Below are 17859 nucleotides of genomic sequence, written 5' to 3'. Positions count from 1 at the left end.
TATTTCCAGTTCAGGCAAGGCGGTGGCGGAACAGCCAGGCCGCCAAGGGCAGCGTAATGGCGGCAATCAGCAGGAGCGGCAGCATATTCGGCCACAAGGTAGCGAGGCCTGCGCCTTCGAGATAGACCCGCTGAACCATGTCGATGGCAAAGCGCAGGGGATTGGCCATGATGACGACCTGCAGCACTTGCGGCATGTTCCGTACCGGCGTGGTGAGCCCGGACAGCAACATCATCGGCATCACCAGCACGAAGGTGTACAGCATGGCTTGCTGCATATTCAACGACACGGCCGATATCGACAGGCCGACGCCAACGCTGGCAACCGTGAACAGCGTCAGCCCGGCATAGATGGAGAGCAGCGACCCGGCCATCGGCACGCCGAACCATAGTCTTGTGACCAGCAGGATCAGGGTCGACTGCAGCAGCCCGATCATGATGGGCGGCAGCGCCTTGCCGATCATGATGTCGATTGGCGTCAGCGGCGTGACGAGCAACTGGTCGAACGTGCCTTGCTCGCGCTCGCGCGCCACCGACAGGGCGGTCAGCAGCAGGGTTTGCAGCATGCTCAAGGCCGCGATCATGCCCGGCATCAGGTACCAGCGCGTTTCCAGGTTCGGGTTGAACCAGGCGCGTGATTCGATCCGCAGTGCGGGCTGGGCGCCGCCATGCTTATCGCGCCACTGGCGGTTGAAGTCCGCCACCACCGCGCCGGCATAGGCCGCGGCCGAACCGGCAGTATTGGAGTTGCGTCCATCCAGCACGATCTGCAGGGGCGCCGCATCGCCCGCATACAGGCGGCGCTCGAAGTCAACAGGAATGCTGATCGCCAGCAGCGCCTTGCCGCTGTCGATCGCATCACGCAGCGCTTCCTGGGTCTCGAAGGTGAGCGTGCGGCGGAAGGTGCCGCTGGCATCGAGCTTGGCCAGCAGTTCGGCGGAGGCGGCGCTATGGCTGGCATCGTTCAGGGCATAGGGCACGTAGCTCAGGTCATACGTCGCCGCGTAGCCGAACAGCAGGCTTTGCACAATGGCCGGCACCACCAGGATGAAGCGGCTCTTCGGGTCCTTGAGCACGGCCAGGAATTCCTTGCGGACGATGACGGCAATGCGGCGGAGGAAATTGATCATGTCGGCCTCAGTCCAATCGTTTACGGGTCACCGCGCGGGCGATGCCCAGTAACAGCACGGCGTAGGCGGCGAGGATGGCGCAATTGCGCAGCACCAGCGGCCACACGTTCCCGGCCAGGAAAAGCGTCTTGACCAGTTCCATGAAATAGGTGGCGGGCAGGATGCGGCCGACCACCTGCACCGCTACCGGCACGTTGTGCAGGTCGAACAGGAAGCCGGACAGCATCAACGAGGGCATGAAGCTGCTGACCAGGGCCAACTGGCTGGCCAGGAACTGGTTCTTGGTCGCGGATGAAATCAACAGGCCCATGCCGACCGCCACCACCAGGTACAGCATGGAGGCGAAGATGATGACCAGCAGGGATCCCTGCATCGGCACCTTGAACAGCAAGCGTGCCGCGGCCAGGCACAGGAAGAGGCCCATCATGCCGACGCAGAAGTAGGGAATCACTTTGGCCAGCAGGATTTCGACTGGCCGCACCGGCGTCACGAACAGCGCTTCCAGCGTGCCGCGCTCCCATTCGCGCGCCATCACCAGGGCGGTGAGGAAGGCCCCCACCAGCGTCATGATCAGCACTATCAGGCCCGGCACCAGGTACCAGGTACTGGTGTTGGCGCTGTTGTACCACATGCGTTGCTCGACGCGCACGGCGCCGTTGGCGGGGAGGGCGCCGCCACGGGCGGCGCTGCCAAGGCGTTCGGCGCGGCGCGCGTTCCATTGCTGTAGCGCCCCGCCGGCGTAGTTCAGAATGATGCCGGCGCGGTTGGCTTCCGCGCCGTGCACGATGATTTGCACGGCGGCGGCGCCGGCGGCGACATCGCGCGTGAAGGTGGCGGGGATGCGGACGATGGCGTCCACGCGGCGCTCGCGCATCAGCGCTTCCGCGTCGTGCATCGAGGCCACCGGGAGCGCGGCGAAGGATGGCGACAGGCCGAATCCGGCCGTTGCTTCCTGTGCGGTCGGGGAGCTGTCTTCCAGCACGATGGCGATCGGGGCATTCTTTACGTCCAGCGACAGGCCGTAGCCGAAGATCAGGATCAGCACGATCGGCAGGGCAATGCCGATGGCCAGGTTCGATGCGTCACGCAGGAGCTGGCGGAATTCCTTGCGCACCAGGGCGGTCAGGCGGGAACGGAAGGCGCTGCTCATGGCGTGGCTCCGCTGCGGTTCTTCTCGACGATGGCAATGAAAGCGTCTTCCATATTGCCTGCTTCACCCGCCTGCTTGCGGACTTCGCGCGGGGTGCCGATGGCGAGCAGCTTGCCGGCGTCCTGGATGACGATGCGGTCGCAGTACTCGGCTTCCTCCATGAAGTGCGTAGTCACCACGATGGTGACGCCTTGCTCCGATAGCGTGGTGATGCGGCGCCAGAATTCGCGCCGCGCCAGCGGATCGGCGCCGCTGGTTGGCTCGTCCAGGAACAGCACTTCCGGCTGGTGCAGCAGTCCGGTCGCCATGGCGAGGCGTTGCTTGAAGCCGCCCGGCAGTTGGCCGCTGGACATCTGCTCTTGTCCGCGCAGCTGGAATTCGTCCAGCACCTGGTTGATGCGCTGTTTCAGGCGCTTGCCGTACAGGCCGTAGGCGCCGCCGAAGAAGTCGAGGTTTTCCTGCACCGTCAGGTTGCCGTACAGGGCGAACTTTTGCGCCACGTAGCCGACTTTGGCACGGGCTTCCGCGCGGGCGTGGCGCAGGTTGACGCCCGCCACTTGCAGGAATCCGGAGCTGGCGGGAAGCAGCCCGCACAACATGCGGAAGGTGGTGGTCTTGCCGGCGCCGTTTGGCCCCAGCAAGCCGAATATCTCGCCGCGCGCGACGCTGAAGCTGGTGCTTGCCACAGCCGTGAAGTCGCCGAACTTGCGCACCAGGTCGCGCACCTCGATCATTGTTTCGCCGCCTGCTCCTGCTCCTGCTTCTGCGCCACGCGCGCCATCGCCTGGCGCCCCGTCCGCCGCGGCGTCATGGGCTGCGGCGTCATGGGCCGCGGCGGGCGCTGGCGGGGCGGCGCGCAGCAGCATCATGAATCCGTCTTCCAGCCGCGCCGGCACAGGCTTGGCCGGCGCGCCATGCAGAAGTTGCGCCAGCGCGTCATCCGAAGCTTCCGCCCGCCGGATGAACCGCACATGCCCTCCCTCCGGCACGGCATCGACCACGAGCTCGCGCGCATCGATCAAGCGCGCCTGCAGCGTGCGCGCCGACTCGCCGGCGCGCGGCATGGCGGTAAAGCTCAAGCCGTCGGCACGAGTACGCAACTGGTGCGGCGTTCCAGAGGCCAACAAGCGTCCCTCATGCATGACAAACACCTGCCGGCAGCGCTCCGCCTCGTCCATATATGAAGTGCTGACGATGACCGACAGCTGTTCTTCCTCCACCAACTGCTGCACGATCTGCCACAGCTCGCGCCGCGACAAGGGATCGACGCCGACCGTCGGTTCATCAAGCAGCAGCAACTCCGGCAAGCGCACCAGCGTGCAGGCCAGGCCGAGCTTCTGCTTCATCCCGCCGGACAGCTTGCCCGCCGGCCGCGACGTGAACCGGGCCAGGTCCGTCATATGCAGCAATCGCGCGAAGCGCTCGCGCCGCACGTCGGCCGGCACGCCGTGCAAGTCCGCATACAGGTCCATGTTTTCCTGCACGCTCAAGTCCTCATACAAGCCAAAGCGCTGCGGCATATAGCTGATACGGTCCTGCACCTCCTGCGGGCGGGCCGCGACGTCGACGCCGAGCACCGACAGGCTTCCGCTGCTGGGCGCCAGCAAGCCTGCGGCCATGCGCAGCAATGTCGTCTTGCCCGCGCCGTCCGGCCCCACCAGCGCCGTCAACGCACCGCCGGCCACTTCCAGCGACACGTCGCGCACCGCCTGCACAGGCGCAGCTGCATCTTTGATGTTGAAGTGACGGGACAGGCCACGTCCGCTGAGGACTGTTGAAGCCATGATCAGCGCCCGGCCGCGATCCGCACGGTGGCCGGCATGCCCATGCGCAGCACATCGGCCTTGTCCTCGGCCAGCACGCGCACCTCGTACACCAGTGCCGTGCGCAGCTCCTCGGTCTGCACCGTCTTCGGCGTAAACTCGGCGACCGAGGAAATATAGCCAACCTTGCCTGCCAGCGTCCTGCCCGGCTGGCTGTCGATGGAAATGCTGGCAGCCATGCCCGGCTTGATGCGCCCCAGGTCAGCTTCGCGCACATAGGTTCGAACCCACTTCGGGTCGGCCATCGCCAGCGTATAGACCGGACGCTGTGGCGAAGCCATATCGCCGGCCTCCATCAGGCGTGCACGCACCACGGCGTCGACCGGGGCTTTCAAGGCAGCTTCGCCGAGCTGGTATTGCAGCAGTGCGATGGCCGCATGGGCGGCATCGAGTTGCGCCTGCGCCTGGGCGATGTCTTCACGGCGCGCTCCGTGCTGGGCCAATTGCTGTCCCTGGCGTGCCTGTTCCAGCGCCGCTTGCGCCGATGTGGCGCGGGCACGGGCCGCATCGACATCCTGCTGGCTGATCGCGCGGCCATTGCTGTCCTGCTGCACTGCCAGCGCACGCTCCATTTGCTGGCGCGCCAGTTCGGCATCCGCCTGCGCGGCGCCGGTCCTGGCGCGCGCTTGCGCCACTTCCTCCACCCGGGTGCCGGCCTTGAGGCGCGCCAGAACCTGCTGCTGGGCGGCCGCCTGGGCTTCGGCTTCGGCCAAACGCAAGCGCAGGCCGCGCGTATCGAGTTCGGCCAGGACCTGGCCGGCCTGCACTTTCTGGCCTTCCTCCGCCAGCACGCGCACAACGCGTTCGCTGGCCGGGAAGGCGAGTGCCACCTGCCGCAGGTCGACATTCCCGTACAGGACCAGCTCCGTGTCGTTCGCGACAGGACGGCTCCAGTACCAGGCGCCAGCCGCCATGGCCGCCGCCAGCACGATGGTAATTCCAACAAACTTCTTGTTCATGGCAGAACCTCCTGCGGAAATTCTACATCAAATTCAAATTTGGATTTGAATTTATTTTCGACGTAAAATGTCAACCATGCAAAAAAAGACAGCAATCCGTGCCAACCGCCAGGACGGCGACGCCACCCGCCAAGCCCTGTTGGACGTAGCGGGACAGGTGTTCGCCGAACGCGGCTTTGCCGACGCCACCAGCAAGGAAATCTGCGCCCGCGCCGGTACCAATATCGCTGCCGTCAATTATCACTTCGGCAGCCGCGGCGCGCTATACGAAGCGGTGCTGGTGGAAGCGCACCATCATTTGCTCAAGCTTGAGGATATGCAGGAAATCACGGCGCGCGACCTGGCGCCGCGCGACAAGCTGCGGGTGATCTTGCGCGGCATCGTACTGCGCGCCACCGGGCCGGATGCCCATTGGGGCGCACGGGTGGTGATCCGTGAACTGATGTCGCCGACCGAACACGCGCCGGCACTGGTGCATAAAGCGATCGCGCCCAAGGCCATGGTCATGCTGGGTCTGGTGTGTGAGATGATCGGGCTGCCGCCGGCCACGCCCGGCCTGCAGCGCGCCCTGTTCCTGTTGATGTCGCCCTGCCTGGCGCTGCTGGTCGCCCCCCGTGAAATGCGCAGCAAGCTGTTTCCCGCGCTGGGTGACGATGCCGAGGGCCTGGTCGACGACATGATGACTTACGCCGGCGCCGGCCTTGACGCTATCGCTGCGAAATATTCAGCATCGCCTCGACCACAGGGTGGCTGATGCGCCGCTCGCTGGAAATGGCATAGAACTGTTCCTGCAGTTCGGACGCCGGCCCCACCGGCACCGCGCCAAACTGCTCCAGCATATCGTCCGCCAGCGCCGCCGGGGCAAAGAACAGTCCCATGCCGCTGCGGCCGAAGGTATTCAGCATCGCGCTATCTTCGAATTCTCCCACCACGTCGGGGCGCACGCCCTGTTCCAGCAGCCAGGCGTCGATGCGGCCGCGCAATGCCGTGTTCCGCGTCGGCAGCAGGAGCGGGGCGCCGTTCAGGCTGTCGGGGAAGTCCTTGGCGTATTTGCGCGCCAAAGTCCGCACGCCGAACAATTGCATTTCGCTTTCGCCCAGCAGGTGGCTGAACACTTTCAGGGACGCGCTGGCGCGCACCGGGCGGTCGGTCAGCACCACGTCCAGCTTGTGCAGCGCCAGTTCGGCCAGCAGGGCATCGAACTCACCCTCGGTGCATACCAGGCGCACCGGCGTCTCCGGTGGCAGCGCGGCTTGCAGGTAGTGCGCCGCGATCAGCTTGGGCATGGAGTCGGAAATACCCACTGTCAGCCGGATCTTGCCGGCATCGACTTCCTGCAGCGCCTCCTGCATCCGGTCGCCAAGCTGGAAAATCTGCTCGGCATAGGTCAGCGCCACCCGGCCCGCTTCGGTGGGCACCAGGCGGCGGCCCTGCTGGGTCAGCAGTGACTTGCCGATTGATTGCTCGAGCGCGGCAATTTGCGTGCTGACCGTCTGGATGGCCAAGCCCATCCGGTCGGCGGCTCGCGTCACGCTGCCCTCGGCGGCGACCATGCGGAAGAAATAGAGATGGCGGAAGTTCAGGCCCGTGGTTTTCATGGTTCGCTTTTTACGAAGTAATGCTTCGATTATCTTCTATTTTTAAAAAACCGTCCCGCCCTTAGACTGGCCGGACTTATCAACGAGAAAGGGTCAACCGATGAAGCACTTCAGGATGTCATTCCTGGTCTCCTTCATCTGTCTTGCTGTGGCAGGCTGGTGGGGGTACCAACAAACAGGCGTCAGCGGCGCCTTGGCGGCCTTGTGGATCGCCTTTATTCTGAGCGTGATGGAAGTCTCGCTCTCCTTCGACAATGCGGTAGTCAATGCTTCCGTGCTGAAAAACTGGGACGAATTCTGGCAAAAGCTGTTCCTTGGCATCGGCATCATCATCGCGGTCTTCGGCATGCGCCTGGTATTCCCGCTGGTGATCGTGGCAGTGGCGGCAGACCTCAGCATCCCTGACGTGTGGACGCTGGCGCTGAATGACCCGAAAGCCTTCTCGACCCACCTGACCAACCACCACGCTGAAGTGGCGGCATTTGGCGGCATGTTCCTGTTGATGGTGTTCCTGAACTTCATCTTCGACCATGAGAAGCAGATGCACTGGCTGGGCAATGTGGAGCGCAAGCTCGGTGCACTGGGCAAGGTGTCTTCGATCGCCATCATGATTTCGATGGGCGTGCTGCTGGGCAGCCTGGGCATCGTGGAAGAGTCGCAGAAGTTCATTGTGCTGGTGGCAGGCATGTGGGGCTTGCTGACTTACGTCGCCGTGGATGCGCTGTCCACCTGGATGGAGAAGGGTGAAGAAGGCGGCGTAAATGCCGGTGAGCTGGTCAAGCGCGGTGGTGTCGGCGGTTTCCTGTACCTGGAAGTGCTGGATGCTTCGTTCTCCTTCGACGGTGTGATCGGCGCCTTCGCCATCACCAGCGACGTGGTGATCATCATGCTGGGCCTGGCCATCGGCGCGATGTTCGTACGCTCGATGACCGTCTACCTGGTGCACAAGGGCACGCTCGAAGAGTATGTCTACCTGGAGCACGGCGCGCACTACGCGATCGGTATCCTGGCTGTGATCATGTTGGCGAGCATGAAGTTCCATGTTCCGGAAGTGCTTACCGGCCTGATTGGCGTGGCATTTATCGTGGCATCGTTGTGGTCTTCGATCCGCCACAAGAAGCTTGAATTGAAGGGAGCTTGAGATCATGACGACTTTTAAGGTAAGCGGGGATATCGATCCCTTCCTGCAGGTGTCGCTGCGGCAGGGCGAGCGCATCTTCTGCGAATCGAATGCGATGGTGATGATGGATGCCACGCTCGAGCTGAAAGGCAAGATGCGCGGCGGCCTGGGCGGCGCCCTGATGCGCTCCCTGGCCAACGGCGAATCCTTCTTCCAGCAGAACATCGAAGCGACTGGCGGCGACGGCAACTGCCTGCTGTCGCCGAACCTGCCGGGCGCCATGCGCGTGCTGGAGGTCGGCGAGCGCCAGTACCTGATCAGCGACGGCGCCTTTGTCGCGGCCAGCAGCGGCATCGACCTGCGGGTACGTACCCAGAACGTCGGCAACGCGCTGTTTGGCCAGAGCGGCGGCTTTTTCATCACCGAATCGAGTGGCTCCGGCCAACTGGTGGTGTCGGGCTTCGGCGCCTTGCATGAAGTCGAGGTCGAGCCGGGCAAGGAAGTCGTGATCGACAACGCCCACGTGGTGGCCTGGGATAGCGCCCTGCGGTACGACCTGGCGGTGGCAACCCGCTCGGGCGGCGGCCTGTTCGGCAACCTGGTCAATTCGGTAACCAGCGGCGAAGGCATGGTGCTGCGCTTCTCCGGCCGCGGCAAAGTGCTGATCTGCTCGCGCAACCGTGAAGCATTCGTGGCCTGGATGATGTCGCACCAGTCCCGTTAATACGATCAACTCGATCAACTCCGTTAACGCCCCCATGGCGTTCTTCCTTGCGGTGGTCCCGGAAACGGGCCACCGCTTTTTTTCGCCTGTCATCGCCAATTCATATTCGATTGCTACGGTGTGCAACGCCCCCACACACGGAGATCAATCCCATGCAAAAACCTACTTCACCCAGGATCGTCAAATCGTTCCTGGGCTGCGCCTTCGGTTTGCTGACTACCCAAGCGACGGCGGTCAGCTTTGCCGCATGGCCGACCACTGCCACGGTGGCAACGGCCGACCAGTCCAGCACCTTCGGTGAAAATTTAAGCGGTCTGTTCTACCAGCCCGCCGCGGCATCGAATGCGGCCGTGTTGTGGGCCGTGCAGAACTCGCCCTCCAAGCTGTACAGACTGACATGGAACGGCGCCAACTACGTAAAGAACACCACGAATAGCTGGGGCAATGGCAAGACCTTGCGTTTTCCGAACGGAAGCGGCGCGCCGGATGCCGAAGGCGTGACCATGGCTGAATTGGATTCGACTGCGGTCTATGTGGCGTCCGAGCGCGATGGCAGTGGTGCAAGCCGCCTGAGCATCCTGCGCTATGACACCGGTGCGACCGGCAGCACCCTGAAAGCGAGCAACGAGTGGAACCTGACGGCGGACCTGCCTAAGGTCGATTCCAACGCCGGCCTGGAATCGATTACCTGGGTGCCGGACAGCTACCTGCAGGCCAGCCAGTTCATCGACGAAAACACGCGCCTGCCCTACGATCCGGCGAATTACCCGTCACACGGCACAGGCCTGTTCTTGGTCGGACTGGAAGCGAACGGACAGATTTATGCCTATGCGCTCAACCAGTCCGGCTCCAGCTATGTGCGCGTCGCAACTGTCGCGAGCGGCCAGTCGCAGATCATGGATTTGTCGTTTGATCGGGACAACAACATCCTGTGGGCTGCCTGCGACAACAACTGCAGCGGCAAAACGACCCTGCTGTCTGTCGATACCACGGCGGGCTCTCCAACGCAAGGCAAGTTCGTGGTGCGCAAAGGCTACAATCGTCCGGGCTCGATGTCCAACTTGAATAACGAGGGTATTGCGATTGCTCCTGAATCGGAATGCACCAACAAGCTGAAGACATTCATCTGGGCCGATGATGGCGAGGATAACAAGCACGCGCTGCGCCGCGGGACGATTTCCTGTGGGCCGCAGTTCTAATGGCTGTAAAGCTGCAAAGCGAGCATGCCTGCGTTATAGAGCGCATGCGCCAGCATCGGGGCCAGCAGCGATTTGCTGCGTTCGGCCGCGATGGCGGTGCACAGGCCCAGCACGAATACCGGCGCCATGGCCAGCGGTGGATGGATGACCGCAAATAGTGCTGCGCTGGCGGCCATGGCCTGCCATGCCGGCAGCGAGCGCCGCAGGCCGCCGAAAACCTGGCCGCGGAAGATGAACTCTTCGAAGACGGGCGCGGCCAGCACGGCGAGTGGCGCCAGCCACGCCAGCGCGACCGGGGGCGGGGCGCCTGGCATGACGCCAGCGTGGCGCAGGATGGCCAGCCACAGGAAGCCGCCCGCCAGCGCGGGCAATGCCATCAGCACCCCCCATCCGATGGCGCTGCGCCAGGCAGCGCTCCACGAACCGTGCCACAGGCGCGGCACACCGCTGGTCGCGCTGCGCCAATACAGCGTGCGCGCCAGCCCGTAGACCATGGCGCCGGCAATGGCGAAAGACAGCGTCACAGTCGGCAGGGTGACCGGCTTGCCGGCCATGTACAGCGCGCCTGCGACCAGCAATTGCAGCAGGAAGAACAGGATGGCTGCCATGATGCCGTCCGAGGCGGAGACGCGCGGCGGCGGCGAGGCAATGGGGTCGAGCAGGTAGGGCAGCGAGTCGCGGGCGCGCTGCCACAGCGAAAGGGCAAGGGATGCCAGCAGCACGATGGCCGCCAGCCGCACATGCCATTCACTGGTGTTCAGCGCATAGGTGTAGAGCGACGAAAGGATCAGGTAGGCATAGGCGAAAGTGGGGCGCACTCGGGCGTGCAGGTCCTGCGCCAGCGGATCGCAAGCCCACACGCCCAGCGCCACGGCGATCGTCGCAAAAATCGGGATGCCGGCCACCACCAGCACCAGTTGCGACAGCAGGCGCCCATTGGCGGGTACGCCGAACCACAGGCCCATTGCGAAGACTGTCAACGGGTAGATCAACGCCAGCACCGACCATAGCTGCGCCTTCTCCGCCAGCATGCTGCCGATGCTCTTCGGATAGGTGTAGAGCAGCCACAGTGCATGGCCCTCGGTGTTGATGGTCTGGAAGGCCGACAGCATCAGCACATAGGCGCCCAGGCCGAAGGCGACGGACGACAGCAGCGCCGGATCGCTGATGAACTGGTGCATGTTTTTTACCTGGCCGTTGAGAACCAACTGGCTGCCGAAGATGATCAAGGGGATCAGCAGGCTTTGCACCAGGAAGTTGCGGTCGCGGCTAAGCAGCCTCAGTTCGCGTCGTTGCAGCGGCGTGCCGGGCGCCCAGCCGGCGAAGGCGGAACGCGATCTGGCGCTGCGTCCCGCTTCGCGCGAACCGGTAGCCACCACGCCATCGGCCAGCAAGGCGTTCAGCAGCCGCAGGCCAAGCCATAGGACACACGCGGCTTGCGCTGCCAGCAGGGCGCCGTAGCCCAGGCCGAGCATTGCGTCGCGGGCATTGAGCGCCTGCAGCGCCAGGCCGGGTGGTGTCCACAAGGTCCAGGCCGGGAATTGCGCGGCCCAGCCCAGCGTCAGGGTGGCGGTCGGCATGGCGAGCGACATGGCCAGGTACATCAGCGGCATGCTGGCCACCGAGGCAATCGCTTGCAGGTTGCGCAGCTGCGATGGTGCGAGGCGCAGGCGCAGGCCGGTATCGGCCACGGTGCGCAGCGTGGCGGCACAAGCCAGCAAGGGCAGGGTGCATGCGGCGGCCAGGAACGGCGTGCTCCAGCGGTAGCCGGAATGCCAGGCCACGGCCATGCACATCGGCCATAGCGCGAGGATGCCGGATGGATTGGCCAAGGTGCGTTCCGCGATGCGCGCCAGCAGCAAGGTATGGCGCTCAAGCGGCAGCGTGACCAGCCATTCCAGGTCCCAATCCGGTTGCGCCAGTTCCCTGCTCCCCAGCGGCAGCAGGAAGGCAATGCCGAACAGCAGGCTGGCCTGCATCACGGCAGCCTGCATCAGGACGGGCTGGAACGGCGCTGCCTGCAACTCCTTGCGGGCCTTGCGCATGGCCGCGCGCGGCGCGGCGTCCGAGTCGGCTGCGACGCACTGGCTGCCGGTGGGCAGGCGGCATTGCATGTTCAGCAGCGAAGTGCTGGCAGTATTCAGGAAGGCGACCAGCATGAAGGCCGACAGCACGAAGGTGACCAGCCAGCGCGCGTTCTTCTTGCCGCGTGTCGGCGCGCGGCTGGTGCCGGGCCGCCCCTTGCGAAAGCGCAGCGCATTGCCGATGTTCAGGAGCCGCAACAGCCGCAGCCGTGCAAGCAGCCAGAATGCACGGGGGGCGCTGGGCAGGTCCATCATGCGGCCAGGCTGTCTTCGTCGGTGAATTTGAGGAACAGCTCTTCCAGCGTGCTGTTATCGCTGCTGGCGCCACGCAGTTCCTCCAGCGAGCCGGTGGCGACCAGGGCGCCGCGGTTGATGATGCCGACGCGGTTGCACATGCGCTGCGCCATGTCGAGCAGGTGAGTGGAAACGAAAATGGTCTTGCCGGCGGCAGCGCTGGCAATCAGGCGGTCCTGTACTTCGCGTGCCGCGCGCGGATCGAGGCCGTTGATCGGTTCGTCCAGGACCAGCACGGCCGGATCGTGCACCAGGGCGCAAGCCAGACCCAGTTTTTTCTTCATGCCCATCGAGTAGTTGACGGCGAATTCCTCGCTCACGTCCTGCAGGCCGAATTCGTCCAGCAACTGCGCGGCGCGCACGACGGCGGCCTTGCGCTGCATGCCGTGCATTTCAGCGACGAATTGCAGGATCTCGCGCCCGCGCAGGAAGTCGTAGAAGATCGGGTTGTCCGGCAGGTAGCCGACATGCCGCTTGACCTCGGCGGCATCGGCCTGGCAATCCAGGCCATCGACCAGCACGCGGCCTGCGCTGGGCACCAGGATGCCCATCATCATGCGAATGGTGGTGGTCTTGCCTGCGCCGTTCGGTCCAAGGAAGCCAAACACTTCGCCGCGCTGCACCGCCAACGTCAGCGGCTGCACGGCGGGGAACTCGCCGTAATGCTTGGCCAATCCCTGGAAATCGATCATGGCCGCAGGCTCATGCCGATGCGTTCCGTGCGTGGCGCCCAGTTGCCCAGGATGTCGGCGGATACCAGCACGCGTTCGGCGCGGCCGATCAGCAGCTTGCGCGGCACGAAGCCGATGAAGCGCGAATCGCGGCTGTTGTTGCGGTTATCGCCCAGCATCAGGTAGCTGTCGGCTGGCACGGTGACCGGACCGAAGTCGCGCTTGGCATCGACTTGCGGCAGCACCTGGATGCTGTAGCTGGCGCTGGCATTGTGTTCCTGTAGTTGCAGTGCCTGCAGGTCGCCGACCTGGTCGATATGTTCGGTGGCATTGCCCAGCACTGCGTATTCGGAAGTCTTGCCGTTGATGATCAGGTGTTCGCCGCGGATTTCCACCCGGTCGCCCGGCAAGGCCGTGATACGCTTGATCAGGCGGGTGCGGTCTTCCGGCGAGAAGAAGGTGACCACGTCGCCGCGCTGCGGTTCGCCCAGGTGGCCGAGGGAGTAGTCGGTCAGCGGGACTTTCAGGTCGTAGGCGATGCGGTTGACGAAGACCACGTCGCCTTCCAGCAGGTTGGGGTGCATGGAAGCGGACGGAATCGGGTTCCAGTCGGCGATGGCGCTACGGAACACGCCCAGCGTCAGCAGGAAGACGATGAAGCCCTTGTTTTCACGAATGAGTTTTTTCACGACCGGAGTCTCCATCTGGGTTCAGGAAACTGCATCATCTTATCAAAACCTTAAGCGCCGCTTAGACCGAAGGCAGCCAGCATCCGGCGTTGCCCTTGCGGCGGAACTTGCAGTGCGCGGCTGTCGAGATCCTGCTCGACCCAGCCGCGTTTCAGGGCCAATTGCAGCAGGGCGGCACCGAGCGCTCCGCCGAGGTGCGGCTTGCGCTCGCTCCAGTCCAGGCAAGGGCAGGCGAAGCGCCGCCGCAGCTTGCGCAGGGCCGGCACATCCAGCCCAAGCTGCGCGAACTGCTGTTCGCCCGCCGCGCTCAAGTCGTAACCGCCGCTGGCGTCGGCCAGCCATCCCTGGGCCGCGAAGTGATCATGCAGCCTGACCGCGACCGTGCCCGCCATGTGGTCGTAGCAGGTGCGCGCGTTGCGCAGGCGATCGGGCGTGTTCGGCTTGAATTCGCCGCGTGGCAGGCCCGCAACCACCAGCAAGGCTTCCAGTGCGCTGGCGACCTCCTGGCTGGCGAGCTGGTAGTAGCGATGCTTGCCTTGCGCCAGTTGCACCAGCAATTGCTCGTCCTTCAGGCGCGCAAGATGGGCGCTGGCGGTGGACGGGCTCACTTCGGCCACCACCGACAGCTCCGTTGCGGTGCGTGCGTGGCCGTCCAGCAGCGAGCACAGGATGCGGGCGCGGGCGGGTTCGGCGATGGCGCCGGCAATGTTGGCAAGCTTGGAATCCATATTTCGCTATAGGACGAATTGTCGTTGTGCTTTTTTCAGGATACTGCAATTTCTTGAACGTTGCCGGAGATTGAAATGAAGAACCTGGAATGGGATGCCGGGCGGGGATGGTGGGTCGCGGACAGCGCCGTGCTGGTGGAACAAGTGCTCAGCCATCCTGCGCTACGCGTGCGCCCCTTGGCCGAGCCGGTGCCGGCTGCCATCGCAGGCGGTTGCGCCGGCCAGGTGTTTGGCGCGCTGGTGCGCATGAACGATGGCGAGCGCCACATCGCGCCCAAGCTGGCCTTGCAGCGGGCGCTGGCTGTCTCGGCCGCCGGCGACGCCGCCCGGCAGCGCGCCCACACCGTGGCGGCGCATCTGCTTGCGGAAGGGCGTTCGATCGGCGCCTGGGCTTTTGAAGCACCTGTCGCTACGGTTGCGAGCCTGCTTGGCTTCGCAGACGAGCAGTTGCCCGCAGTGGCGCGCTGGATGGGCGATTTCGTTGCCTGCCTGTCGCCGTTGAGCAGTGCGGAACAGATCGAACAGGCACACGCGGCGAGCCTGCGCCTGCTGGCGGCCATGCGCGAGCTGCTGCAAGCCGCGCCGCAAGATTCGCTGGCTGCCAGCGTCGCGCAGGAAGCCGCCGCCGCGGGCTGGCGCAACGACCACGCCATCCTTGCCAACCTGGTCGGCCTGCTGTCGCAAACTTACGAAGCAACTGCCGGCCTGCTTGGCAACAGCCTGGTCGCCATCCAGCAAGGCGCCGCCAGCGTCGACGCCGGCGCGCTGGTCGCGCATGTCATGGCGACGGATCCACCGATCATCAACACCCGTCGTTTCGCCGCCGAGCGCTGCGCGGTTGGCGGCGTGACAGTCGAAGCAGGGCAGGCGATACTGGTCATGCTCGGCGCGGCAAAGCGCGGCTTTGGCCACGGCCGCCATGCCTGCCCCGGCCAACAGCTTGCGCAGCAAATTGCCGCCGGCTGTATCGAAGCGCTGCGCAGCAAACCGCTGCCGCAGCTGACCTGGACTTACCGCGCATCGGTCAACGCGCGCATACCGGAGTTCCACCAATGATTGCAGTGATTTTTGAAGTGACGCCGGCCGAAGGCCGCAAGGACGCCTACCTGGATATCGCCGCGCGGCTCAAGCCGACGCTGGAGCAGATCGATGGCTTCATCAGTGTCGAACGCTTCCAGAGCCTGGCCAATCCCGGGAGGATGCTGTCGCTTTCGTTCTTCCGCGATGAAGCAGCAGTGCAGGAGTGGCGCCGGCTGGAAGCCCATCGCGCCGCCCAGCACGCCGGGCGCGAACGCCTGTTTGCGGATTACCGGTTGCGCATCGCCAGCGTGGTGCGCGACTATGGCCTCCATGAGCGCGCCGAGGCGCCAGCCGACAGCCGCGAGCGGCACGGATGATCAGTGCCCGCGTTTTTGCACCAGGGCGCTGCCCACGCCATGGCGCTTGCCTTCGCTGACCGCGGTCACAGTGCCATCGGGATTGAAGACAATTGCGTTGGCAGCGCCGATCTCCTCGGCCGATGCGTCCCAGCGCTGGCCGAAGCGCTCGAGGGCCTTCGCTTGCACGCTGCCGGCAAAACCCGGCTCGATGGACGTGGCCTGGCCGTTGCGCTCCGAGATGCGCGGCGCATTCAGTGCCGACGGCATGTCCATGCCCAGGTCGATATGGTTGAAGATGGTCTGCAGCACCGTCGTCACGATGGTGGCACCGCCAGGGCTGCCGATAGTGAAGGCCGGCTTGCCGTTGCGGAAGGCGATGGTGGGCGACATGCTGCTGCGCGGACGCTTGCCCGCTTCGGGCACGTTCGGATGCGGGCCGCTGAAATCGAAGTCCGTCATCTCGTTGTTCAGGATGAAACCATAGCCCGGCACCGTGATGCCGCTGCCGCCCCATGACTCGATGGTGAAGGTGTAGGCCACGATATTGCCGTCCTTGTCCGACACCGCCAGGTGGGTGGTGTGCGCGCTTTCGGAAAGCAAGCGGGCCTTGGCGGCGGCGGCCGGGCGCAGCGGCACGCTCGGGTCTTGCTGGAACAGGTAAGGATCGCCAGGCTGGGCGTGATGGCGCGCTTGCGTAGGATCGATCAGCTCACGGCGGCGTGCAGCGTACTCCTTGCTGACCAGGCCCGCGACCGGCGCATCGACGTATTCGGGATCGGCCAGGTAGGCATTGCGGTCGGCAAAGGCCAGCCGCGCAGCCTCCATGTACAGGTGCTCGGCTTTCTCGCGCGGCATCGATTTCAGGTCGAAGCCCTCCAGGATATTCAGCGCTTCGGCGATCGCCACGCCGCCGCTGCTTGGCAATGGCATGCCGACCAGCTCATAGCCGCGGTAGGTGCTGCGCACCGGCTGGCGCCAGCGCGCCTCGTAATTGGCCAGGTCGGCCAGCGCCATCTGGCCCGGACGGACTGAAATGCCCGCGGCGACGGGCGGGCGGTTGACCGAGTCGATGATCGCCTGCGCCAGTTTGCCCGAATAGAAGGCCTTCACGCCGCCGCTGGACAACAGCCGGTAAGTGTTGGCCAGGTCGGGGTTGCGCAGCAAGGTGCCGGCCGGCAGCGCCTTGCCGTCCCGCATATAGCGCGCCGCAGTCTCCGGGAACAGCGCGAACTTTTTCTCGTTTTCGGTGACCAGGGCGACGAAGTTGTCGTTCAGCTTGAAACCATCCTGCGCCACCTTGATGGCCGGCGCCAGCACCTGCTTGAACGACATGGTGCCGTAGCGCTCCAGCGCATCGTGCCAGCCGCGCACCGTGCCGGGCACGCCCACCGCCATGCCGCTGGCGACCGCCGTGTCGAAGTCGATTGCCTTGCCGTCCGGCGCGAAAGCGTTGGAGCGGAACGCGGCCGGCGCCACCTCGCGATGGTCAAGCGTGATGACGCGGTTTTCCTTGGCCAGGTAAATCACCATGAAGCCGCCGCCGCCGACGCCGCAGCTGAACGGATCGGTCACGCCCAGCGTGGCCGCCGCCGCAACGGCCGCGTCGACCGCGTTGCCGCCCCTATCCAGGATCGCCAGCGCCGCTTGCGAGGCCGGCTCGCTGATGGTCGCCACGGCGCCCCCGGTGCCGCTGGCAACCGGGGTCTTGGCCCAGGCTGGGGCGCCGAAGGCCAGCGCAATGATGATGGTGGAGGTCAGTCGTCGGGGCAGGGCGTTTGGCGTCATGGGCAGCTATGTGGGCTGGGAAATATTTACCCGCAAGCTTACCCGATAATCCGGCGCTGGTGCCTTCAGCGACGGCGGTTCGGCTGGCTCCATCCCCAGCAGCGTGAAGGTCAGTCCGTTGCGCGTCACGGTCTTGCTGGCGCCCGGCATGTCCTCCGCCAGCACGAAGCTGCTGTTGCCTTTCTGGTCGGTCAGCACGAAGCTGTAGCTGACATAGCCGGCCCAGACGCATACTGCGCCTTGTTTACAACGGCTGTCATTGACGCGCTCAAGCTTGAGCGTGACGGCAGGGGCCAGCGTGATGAGTTCCCCCGGTGCCAGGACATAGCTGGCGCTGGTGCGCGGTGCCGGACGGCTGGCGGCCTCCTCGGCAGTACTGCGGGTTGAGCCGCAGGCGGCGGCAATGGCGAGGACCAGGCCCGCCATGCCCAGACAGATCAGTCTAGCTTGCATGATGTTCTCCTCTGGCCTGGGTACAGCTTAGCAAATCGCAAACTACCGTGTTGCACTGTTGAGTCCACTCAACA

17 protein-coding genes are annotated in these 17859 nt (G+C 64.7%); 6 read left to right on the top strand and 11 right to left on the bottom strand.

What is annotated here, in order from left to right:
- Window positions 1–10: 10 nt before the first annotated feature.
- Genes BM269_RS13285 through BM269_RS13270 form a run of 4 tightly spaced genes read right to left on the bottom strand, consistent with a single transcriptional unit; the run spans window position 11 to window position 5061 of the window.
- Window positions 11–1129, bottom strand: coding sequence for an ABC transporter permease (locus BM269_RS13285; RefSeq protein WP_090437481.1), 1119 nt, complete (start codon window positions 1127–1129; stop codon window positions 11–13).
- 7 nt (window positions 1130–1136) lie between these two features.
- On the bottom strand, window positions 1137–2279 hold the full coding sequence (locus BM269_RS13280) for an ABC transporter permease (protein ID WP_090437480.1): 1143 nt from the start codon (window positions 2277–2279) through the stop codon (window positions 1137–1139).
- Window positions 2276–4063, bottom strand: coding sequence for an ATP-binding cassette domain-containing protein (locus tag BM269_RS13275; RefSeq protein WP_090437479.1), 1788 nt, complete (start codon window positions 4061–4063; stop codon window positions 2276–2278). The genes BM269_RS13280 and BM269_RS13275 overlap by 4 nt, the downstream gene beginning before the upstream one ends.
- 2 nt (window positions 4064–4065) lie before the next feature.
- On the bottom strand, window positions 4066–5061 hold the full coding sequence (locus BM269_RS13270; protein WP_090437478.1) for an HlyD family secretion protein: 996 nt from the start codon (window positions 5059–5061) through the stop codon (window positions 4066–4068).
- A 76-nt stretch (window positions 5062–5137) separates the two neighbouring features.
- Here BM269_RS13270 and BM269_RS13265 point away from each other — a divergent pair, with 76 nt between their 5' ends.
- Window positions 5138–5815 carry a TetR/AcrR family transcriptional regulator gene (locus BM269_RS13265; protein ID WP_170860363.1) on the top strand — a complete coding sequence of 226 codons (678 nt, stop codon included), beginning with the start codon at window positions 5138–5140 and terminating at the stop codon, window positions 5813–5815.
- On the opposite strand, the gene nhaR is transcribed toward BM269_RS13265, so the two are convergent.
- Window positions 5769–6659 carry a transcriptional activator NhaR gene (gene nhaR / locus BM269_RS13260; protein WP_090437476.1) on the bottom strand — a complete coding sequence of 297 codons (891 nt, stop codon included), beginning with the start codon at window positions 6657–6659 and terminating at the stop codon, window positions 5769–5771. The two genes, BM269_RS13265 and nhaR, sit on opposite strands and share 47 nt — an antisense overlap.
- Window positions 6660–6759: 100 nt before the next feature.
- Between nhaR and BM269_RS13255 the strand changes: the two genes are divergently transcribed.
- The 3 genes from BM269_RS13255 to BM269_RS13245 all read left to right on the top strand — a co-directional run bounded on the left by BM269_RS13255 (window position 6760) and on the right by BM269_RS13245 (window position 9702).
- Window positions 6760–7800, top strand: a complete 1041-nt coding sequence (locus tag BM269_RS13255) for a DUF475 domain-containing protein (RefSeq protein WP_090437475.1) — start codon at window positions 6760–6762, stop codon at window positions 7798–7800.
- A gap of 4 nt (window positions 7801–7804) precedes the next feature.
- Complete coding sequence (locus tag BM269_RS13250; RefSeq protein WP_090437474.1) at window positions 7805–8503, top strand: TIGR00266 family protein; 699 nt, start codon at window positions 7805–7807, stop codon at window positions 8501–8503.
- A gap of 152 nt (window positions 8504–8655) precedes the next feature.
- On the top strand, window positions 8656–9702 hold the full coding sequence (locus tag BM269_RS13245; protein ID WP_211482689.1) for an esterase-like activity of phytase family protein: 1047 nt from the start codon (window positions 8656–8658) through the stop codon (window positions 9700–9702).
- Here the strand turns inward: BM269_RS13245 and BM269_RS13240 are convergent.
- The 4 genes from BM269_RS13240 to BM269_RS13225 are packed head-to-tail and all read right to left on the bottom strand — an operon-like array spanning window position 9699 to window position 14168.
- Window positions 9699–12041: a CPBP family intramembrane glutamic endopeptidase gene (locus tag BM269_RS13240; protein ID WP_090437473.1), complete on the bottom strand. Its 2343-nt coding sequence runs from the start codon at window positions 12039–12041 to the stop codon at window positions 9699–9701. The two genes, BM269_RS13245 and BM269_RS13240, sit on opposite strands and share 4 nt — an antisense overlap.
- Entirely contained in the window at window positions 12038–12772 is a 735-nt protein-coding gene (locus BM269_RS13235; protein ID WP_090437472.1) for an ABC transporter ATP-binding protein, read from the bottom strand. Before BM269_RS13235 ends, BM269_RS13240 begins: the two co-directional genes overlap by 4 nt.
- Complete coding sequence (gene lepB, locus BM269_RS13230; RefSeq protein WP_090437522.1) at window positions 12769–13440, bottom strand: signal peptidase I; 672 nt, start codon at window positions 13438–13440, stop codon at window positions 12769–12771. Before lepB ends, BM269_RS13235 begins: the two co-directional genes overlap by 4 nt.
- Window positions 13441–13490: 50 nt before the next feature.
- Window positions 13491–14168 (bottom strand): ArsR/SmtB family transcription factor, encoded by a 678-nt coding sequence (locus tag BM269_RS13225; RefSeq protein WP_090437471.1) that lies wholly within the window; start codon window positions 14166–14168, stop codon window positions 13491–13493.
- Window positions 14169–14243: 75 nt separating this feature from the next.
- On the opposite strand from BM269_RS13225, the gene BM269_RS13220 reads away from it, so the two are divergent.
- Window positions 14244–15224 carry a cytochrome P450 family protein gene (locus BM269_RS13220; RefSeq protein ID WP_090437470.1) on the top strand — a complete coding sequence of 327 codons (981 nt, stop codon included), beginning with the start codon at window positions 14244–14246 and terminating at the stop codon, window positions 15222–15224.
- Window positions 15221–15565, top strand: coding sequence for an antibiotic biosynthesis monooxygenase family protein (locus tag BM269_RS13215; protein ID WP_090437469.1), 345 nt, complete (start codon window positions 15221–15223; stop codon window positions 15563–15565). The genes BM269_RS13220 and BM269_RS13215 overlap by 4 nt, the downstream gene beginning before the upstream one ends.
- On the opposite strand, the gene ggt is transcribed toward BM269_RS13215, so the two are convergent.
- Window positions 15566–17332, bottom strand: a complete 1767-nt coding sequence (gene ggt / locus BM269_RS13210; RefSeq protein ID WP_090437468.1) for a gamma-glutamyltransferase — start codon at window positions 17330–17332, stop codon at window positions 15566–15568.
- Window positions 17333–17338: 6 nt separating this feature from the next.
- A complete protein-coding gene (locus tag BM269_RS13205) occupies window positions 17339–17785 on the bottom strand; it encodes a hypothetical protein (RefSeq protein ID WP_090437467.1) in 447 nt (148 codons plus the stop codon).
- Window positions 17786–17859: the final 74 nt, after the last annotated feature.

It is taken from the genome of Duganella sp. CF458, assembly GCF_900113115.1.
GTDB lineage: Bacteria > Pseudomonadota > Gammaproteobacteria > Burkholderiales > Burkholderiaceae_D > Rugamonas.
The sequence above is the reverse complement of the archived record's forward strand: the minus strand, read 5'-3'. Positions and strand labels throughout refer to the sequence as shown.